At 67.4% G+C, this 5,662-nt stretch carries 4 protein-coding genes; 2 read left to right on the top strand and 2 right to left on the bottom strand.

The genetic code is table 11. The annotated features are described in order from the left end of the window. Nucleotides 1–143 precede the first annotated feature (143 nt). The gene (locus ACFWP7_RS42300) at nucleotides 144–986 is read right to left on the bottom strand and encodes an LLM class F420-dependent oxidoreductase (RefSeq protein ID WP_384393896.1); all 843 of its coding nucleotides are present in this window, start codon (nucleotides 984–986) and stop codon (nucleotides 144–146) included. A gap of 120 nt (nucleotides 987–1,106) precedes the next feature. On the opposite strand from ACFWP7_RS42300, the gene ACFWP7_RS42295 reads away from it, so the two are divergent. Then, nucleotides 1,107–2,003 (top strand): LysR family transcriptional regulator, encoded by an 897-nt coding sequence (locus ACFWP7_RS42295; protein WP_384393894.1) that lies wholly within the window; start codon nucleotides 1,107–1,109, stop codon nucleotides 2,001–2,003. Between the two features lie 202 nt (nucleotides 2,004–2,205). On the opposite strand, the gene ACFWP7_RS42290 is transcribed toward ACFWP7_RS42295, so the two are convergent. After that, complete coding sequence (locus ACFWP7_RS42290; RefSeq protein WP_384393891.1) at nucleotides 2,206–3,432, bottom strand: glycoside hydrolase family 88 protein; 1,227 nt, start codon at nucleotides 3,430–3,432, stop codon at nucleotides 2,206–2,208. A gap of 476 nt (nucleotides 3,433–3,908) precedes the next feature. Here ACFWP7_RS42290 and ACFWP7_RS42285 point away from each other — a divergent pair, with 476 nt between their 5' ends. After that, nucleotides 3,909–5,618, top strand: a complete 1,710-nt coding sequence (locus ACFWP7_RS42285) for a xylosidase (RefSeq protein ID WP_384393888.1) — start codon at nucleotides 3,909–3,911, stop codon at nucleotides 5,616–5,618. Nucleotides 5,619–5,662 lie beyond the last annotated feature (44 nt).

Below are 5,662 nucleotides of genomic sequence, written 5' to 3'. Positions count from 1 at the left end.
GGCCCAGGCCGGGCCTCACCGCGTTCGGGACGCTCGCGATCTCACGGCTCACGGCTCACGGCTCACGGCTCACGGCTCACGGCTCACGGCTCAGCAGAACGTGATCGAGCGGCTGCGGGAGGAGATGGCCGCAGCCGGCGACGTCAGTGCGGCAGGTCGGCGTGACGTTCGAGGAACTCGGCGACTTCCGCCGGGTGCTCCAGCGGAAGCGGGTAGACCACGAGTCGGTCGACACCGAGGTCGGCGTAGCGCCGAGCGGTGTCGGAGTTCACCGGGGAGAGCTGCGTGAAGTTGATCTCCAATCGGCCGAGCCACTCCGGGCGTTCGACCTCGGTGGCTGCTTTACGCAGCCCGTCGAGATGCCCCACGAGATCATCCGGGCTGTCGCCGTTTCCGAACCATCCGTGACCGCGCGTGACCGCCCGCCGGAAAGCGGCCGGGCTGTGGCCGCCGACCACGATCCGCGGTCCGTTCTCCCGGACGGGCCGCGGGTGGGCGTCGATACCGCCGAAGGCCACATAGCGGCCCTGATAGGACGGCGCGGGCTGGGTCCACAGCGCCCTCATTGCGTCCAGGTACTCGTCGGTGCGCCGGCCACGCTCCGAGTACGGCACTCCGACGGCGGTCATCTCCGGTTCGAGGTATCCGGCTCCGACCCCCAGAAGCAGTCGGCCACCGCTCAGCACGTCGAGGCTCGCGACCTGCTTGGCGAGCACCAGCGGATTGCGCTGCGGCAGGATGATGATCCCGGTGCCGAGCTCCAGCCGTTCGGTGACGGCTGCGACGTAGGCAAGATGCACCAGCGGGTCGAGAATCGGGTCCGTCGGCTCCATCGGCGCGGTCGGTACCCGAGGGCTGGGCAGCACGACATGCTCACCTGCCCACCACGAGCGGTACCCCAACTCCTCCGCCAGCCGAGCCAGCCTGGCCGTCTCCACAGGGCCCAACGTCGCTTTGGCGTTCAGACCATTGACGCCCAGTTCCACCAGCGCCCACCTCCATCCACTCCGGGGCGGCGCCACGTGCGACGCCCGCTTGCGATCGCGTGCTCAATCGTGGGATCACACGAACCGTCTGTCCAAGAGCTGCTGTTATAGCCTTCGGCTATGGATGTCCAGGTCCGGGACCTGCGCTACTTCGTCGCAGTCGCAGAGGAACTCAGCTTCACCCGAGCCGCAAGTGATCAGCTCTTCGTCTCACAGCCGACACTGAGCAAACAGATACGCCAACTGGAGCTCTCCTTACGAACCCCGCTCTTCGAGCGCGACCGGCGACCAGTCACCCTCACCGCCGCGGGCAGAGCCCTCCTGCCTCACGCCCGGCGGATGATCGAACAGTGGCAGGGAGCACAGCAAGCGGTCATTGACGCCGTGGCCTCCCAGGAGACGTCGCTTACGGTCGGTTTCCAGACGAGCATCGGTCGCGGACTGATCCCGGCCGTCATCGCAACCATGGAGAAGCTGCTTCCCGGTTGGAGACTCCAGTTCCGTCAGGTCACCTGGGCCGACCCGCCAGTGGGACTTGCCGGCAGCGATGTCGAGGTCGCCATCGCCTGGCTGCCCGTCCCCACGAGCGGCGACTTCTCACACAAGGTGATCACCAGGGAAGACCGCTGGGTCGCTCTCCCCACCAGTCATCGTCTGGCCAACCGCCCGATCGTCTCCTTCGAGGATCTCGCCGACGAGCCCTTCATCGCCCTTCCGCCCACGGCCGGAGCACTCCGCGAATTCTGGCTCGGCAACGATCACCGCCGGACACCGGCGCGGATCGCCACGATGGTCGAGACAGCCGAGGAGACATTCGAAGCGGTCACCTCAGGAGTCGGGATAGTCCTCCTCTCCGCGGGCAACGCCGAGATCTACAGGCGAGAAAACGTCACCTGCCGGCCGGTCACCGGCCTCTCCCCCAGCGAACTCGCCGTCATCTGGCGCACAGGAGACCAACGCGAAGCCGTACGAGTCTTCGTCGACGCGTGTTGCCTCTGCACGGGAGCCTCCCTGTAGCGGAGTGCCATTCCTGTGCCGTCTCTCGCGGCCACCGCAGCGTCGAGTCGGGTGTCGTCTTTGCGGGCCTCGCCGTCCGCCGGGAGGGCCGTCGGTATCCGCCGTCGGGCGAAGAGGGACACGGACGAGGTGTGTCCCGTACGGCATCCGTCGGATTGACGTCGTGGACGTCCGATCCCGGGGGCGGGCCCGGGGTTCGCGGTCAGACGGTGGACAGGTCGATCGCCCGGTCGACGTCCTGCGGCTGCAGCACACGCAGGATGCCTTCCAGCAGGTAGTAGTCGGCGTAGGGAAGCGAGACCTCGATCCCGTCCTCGGCCGGGCGGTTGCGGGTGCAGCGGGCCACGACCGCCTCGGCGCGGGAGGACTTGTCCGTCAGGCAGGTCTGCGCCAGGGCGGTGAGGATCCGCAGTGCGACCGTGCGGTACTCCTGCCTGCCCGTCGCGGCGGCCAGGTCGAGCAGACCACATGCCATGATCGCGCCGGCCGAGGCGTCCTTGATGTCGTGGGGGTGCTGCGGCGCGAGGTAGTCCCAAACGGGAACGTGGTCCGGGGTGAGCGCCCCTATGGCGAAGTCGGCGAGTTTGCGTGCGGTGGCCAGGAACTGGCGGTTCCCCGTGCGACGGTAGATCGTGGTGAACCCGTAGATGCCCCAGGCCTGTCCGCGCGACCAGCACGAGGTGGGGCTGTAGCCCTGCACGGTGCCCGGGCCGACCGGCGCGCCGGTGGCCGGGTCGAAGTCGAACACGTGCGGGGTCGATCCGTCCGGTCGCGGGAACACCTGCTGAGCGGTCTTCGCGTGCTCCACCGCGATGTCGAGGTATGTGCCGTCACCGGTCTGCTCGCCGGCGAATGCCAGGAGGTCGAGGTTCATCATCGTGTCCATGATGACCCGGCCCGCGTTGTTCGGATCGTTCAGTGCGCCCCAGGCCCGGATGAAGCGCCCACGCGGGTTGTACCGCTGGATCAGCGAATCGGCCGCCTTCAGGGCGCCGGTCCGCCAGGTGTCGTCGCCCGTCAGACGCCATGCGGTCACCCACGACGGAGAGAACAGGAAACCGAGATCGTGGGTGGTGGTGTCGTACTGACGGGGAGCGAGCTTCCTCGCCGAGTCGATTGCCAGGGTGCGGAACTGGTCGTCATCGCTGTACAGCCACGCCATCCACAGTGTTCCCGGCCAGAATCCGCCGATCCAGTCGCCGTTCTGGGAGTAGGTCCACTTCTCGAATTTCGTCCCGACGGGAAAGGCGGTCACCCCTGGTGCGACGGCGCGGATCTTGTCCACGGCGTAGTCGGCCGCCTCGCGCAAGGTGCGCACGGTTGCCGCCGGTACTGGACCGGTTGCCGCCTGTGCGGTCTGCGGTGCGGAAGCGTATGCCGCCGTAGCACCGGCTGCCGTAGCCAGCACCGTTCGCCGGGAAATACTCACAGTCGCCTGCCTCTCCAACTGGACAACGTTGTAGGGAAGTTGAAGGAGTTTTGCACGGCAACCAGCTGGGCGTACACCCACCTGACGTGAGTTCATGAACATGAACAGCGGTAGCGTCGAGGGCCGGACAGTCAGGGACACTCCCTCATAGCCGACCGGCCGGCCGCTCCGAGAGGCACGCCGCCGCTCCGAGGCCGAGCGATCAATCGACGTCGCACCGGGCTCCCGCCGCGCATAACAGAAACTCGGCCGATTGAGCTGCTTCCCACAACCGCCCAACGCGCCTTGACCAGTGATCACCCGCACAGTTGAATCCCTTCGACGGCCGCGATCGCCTGTTCCAAGGGACTGGCGCACGGTGCGGGGCCACTGGCTCGGCGCATCCCTGCGGCCCGACCCGATGAATCCGCTGCTGACGCAACGGACGGCAGCCGCCGGAGCCTGGCGCCCGACCTTCCCCCACGGAGTACCGCCCCATGTCTGAATCGCACCGCAAGCAGTTCTGGTCCCGCCGCAAGGTCCTCACCACGGCGTTCGGCGGTACCGCGGCTGCCGCGGTCGGCGCCTTCGCGATCACCCGGGTGGCCACGGCCGGTACCACGGCCAGCGCCGACGGCGATGTCGTCGGCAAGGTCAGCGTCGGCTACCAGGGCTGGTTCTCCACCGACGGCGACGGCTCCCCGATGGACTCCTGGTGGCACTGGTCCTCGGACAAGGCCAAGCCGCCGACGCCGTCCAACACCACCATCGTCTCCTGGCCGGACGTACAGGAATACACCAACACATACGCGTCGGGCTACGCCGACCTCGCCAACGGCCAGCCGGCCGAGCTGTTCTCCTCCTACGACCAGCAGACGGTCGACACGCACTTCCTGTGGATGCAGCAGAACGGCATCGACACCGCGGCGTTGCAGCGCTTCAACCCCATGGGTGGTGAGGGTCCGATCCGTGACGCGATGGCCACCAAGGTGCGCAGCGCTGCGGAGTCGTACGGCCGGAAGTTCTACATCATGTACGACGTCACCGGCTGGACGGACATGCAGTCGGAGATCAAGACCGACTGGACCAACAAGATGAAGGCGCACACCGCCTCTTCGGCGTATGCCACGCAGAACGGCAAGCCGGTGGTGTGCATCTGGGGCTTCGGCTTCAACGACTCCAAGCGGCCCTGGGAGCCCGAGCCCTGCCTCGACGTGGTCAACTGGTTCAAGTCGCAGGGCTGTTACGTCATCGGCGGTGTGCCCACCTGGTGGCGGACCTGCACCAGCGACTCCCGTGCCGGGTTCAGCGACGTTTACCACGCCTTCAACATGATCTCACCGTGGCTGGTCGGCCGGATCGGCAACATCAGCGACGCCGACAACTTCTACAACGTGGCGACCCTGCCCGATCTCGAGGACTGTGCGGCGCACGGCATCGACTACCAGCCGTGTGTCCTGCCCGGAGGGCTCAACGAAGGGCAGCGCGTCCACGGCGACTTCATGTGGCGGCAGTTCTACAACATGGTCCGCGCCGGGGTGCAGGGCATCTACATCTCGATGTTCGACGAGTACAACGAGGGCAACCAGATCGCCAAGACCGCGGAGACGCAGGACTCGGTGCCCACCAACGGCGGCTCCAAGATGCTGGCCCTGGACGAGGACGGCACCGCCTGCTCCTCCGACTACTACCTGCGGCTGACCGGTGACGGCGGGAAGATGCTCAAGGGCACGATCGCACTGACCGCGACCCGCCCCACCAAGCCGGTGGTCTCCTCCACAGACACGGCCCCCACCGTCAACTCGTACGTGGGCAAGACGATCACCCTGCGCGCCAAGGCCAACGACGCTTATGTGACCGCCGACGACGCGGGCGCCGCATCGCTGGTCGCCAACCGTACCGCCGTCGGCCCCTGGGAGCAGTTCGACGTGCTCGACGCCGGTGGCGGCAACATCGCGCTGCGCTCCCACGCCAACGACAACTTCGTGACCGCCGAGAACGCCGGCGCCAAACCTCTGATCGCCAACCGCACGGCGATCGGCTCGTACGAGACCTTCCAGCTCATCACCAACTCCAGCGGAACGGTCAGCCTGCTCGCGCGAATCAACGGCATGTACGTCACCGCGGATGACGCCGGGGCGGACCCGCTGGTCGCCAACCGCACGAAGATCGGCAACTGGGAGCAGTTCGACATCGACACCGTGTGAGGCCGCGGGCCGGGCCGGGCGGGCGGGGCCCCCCCCGGCGGGCC

The sequence above is a fragment of the Streptomyces sp. NPDC058470 genome, from assembly GCF_042721055.1.
Taxonomy (GTDB): Bacteria; Actinomycetota; Actinomycetes; order Streptomycetales; family Streptomycetaceae; genus Streptomyces.
This window is presented reverse-complemented; position numbering and strand designations above follow the sequence as displayed.